The organism is Vibrio sp. AND4, from assembly GCF_000171815.1.
In the GTDB taxonomy this organism is placed as follows: Bacteria; Pseudomonadota; Gammaproteobacteria; order Enterobacterales; family Vibrionaceae; genus Vibrio.
The window spans coordinates 1-1,291 of record NZ_ABGR01000117.1 but is presented as its reverse complement, the minus strand read 5'-3'; the positions used below and the strand labels follow the sequence as shown (position 1 = coordinate 1,291).

Genomic DNA, 1,291 nt, shown 5'->3' with positions numbered 1-1,291 from the left:
TCTACCGGTAACCACAACATTGACTGAGCTTGATGAAGAAGCGCTAATTCAGATCCTCTGTGAACCGAAGAACGCACTGACCAAGCAGTACGCAGCATTGTTTGAGTTAGAAGACGCTGAGCTCGAGTTCCGTGAAGACGCGCTTCGTGCAATCGCTAAGAAAGCGATGGAGCGTAAAACAGGCGCTCGTGGTCTACGTTCAATCTTAGAAAGTGTTCTGCTAGAAACCATGTATGAACTGCCATCAGCAACAGACGTCAGTAAAGTTGTTATTGATGAGTCAGTGATTAACGGTGAGTCTGAACCGCTGCTCATTTACAGCAACGCCGATAATCAGGCCGCTGGAGCAGAATAAACCCAGCCATGAATTAAAAAGGAGGTAAGTAATTACCTCCTTTTTTTATTTCACTTATTGAATCCAAATAATTAGACCCCATATACTGCCTAAAGTAAGACGTTAAAGCGGAAGAGAGAATTATATGAACTTGGAACGTTCCGAGCGTATCGAGATCCCGGTATTGCCTCTACGTGACGTAGTGGTCTACCCACACATGGTTATTCCATTGTTTGTTGGTCGTGAGAAATCGATTAGCTGCCTAGAAACGGCGATGGAAACAAATAAACAAGTTCTGCTTGTGGCACAAAAGCAAGCTGATACTGACGAGCCTACAGTTGATGACCTATTTGAAGTAGGTACGGTTGCGACCATTCTCCAGCTTCTAAAGCTACCTGATGGCACGGTTAAAGTGTTGGTTGAGGGGCAGCAACGCGCAAAGATTAATCATTTCAAAGAAAGCGAATTCTTCCTTGCTGAGGCAGAGTTTGTGGTAACGCCTGAACTGGACGAGCGTGAGCAAGAAGTGATTGTTCGCAGTGCGATTAACCAATTTGAAGGTTTCATCAAACTTAACAAAAAGATCCCGCCAGAAGTACTGACTTCACTAAGCGGTATTGATGAAGCAGCACGCCTAGCAGATACCATTGCAGCGCATATGCCTCTTAAACTGGTGGATAAGCAACAAGTACTCGAAATTGTCGATGTAACTGAACGTCTTGAGTTCCTAATGGGCCAGATGGAATCAGAAATTGACCTTCTTCAAGTTGAGAAGCGTATCCGTGGTCGTGTTAAGAAGCAGATGGAAAAGTCTCAGCGTGAGTACTATCTGAATGAGCAAATGAAAGCGATTCAGAAAGAACTTGGTGAGATGGAAGATGCGCCCGACGAGTTCGAAACACTGAAGCAAAAGATTGAAGAGTCGAAAATGCCTCAGGACGCGCGGAAAAGACAGAA

General features: G+C 44.7%; 1 protein-coding gene and 1 pseudogene. Both read left to right on the top strand.

What is annotated here, in order from left to right; genetic code table 11:
• Window positions 1–355, top strand: a pseudogene (gene clpX / locus AND4_RS19060) (ATP-dependent Clp protease ATP-binding subunit ClpX); the annotation flags it as partial.
• A 124-nt stretch (window positions 356–479) separates the two neighbouring features.
• Window positions 480–1,291 (top strand): LON peptidase substrate-binding domain-containing protein (locus tag AND4_RS19055; protein WP_009844623.1); only part of this gene is annotated, 812 nt, incomplete at its 3' end.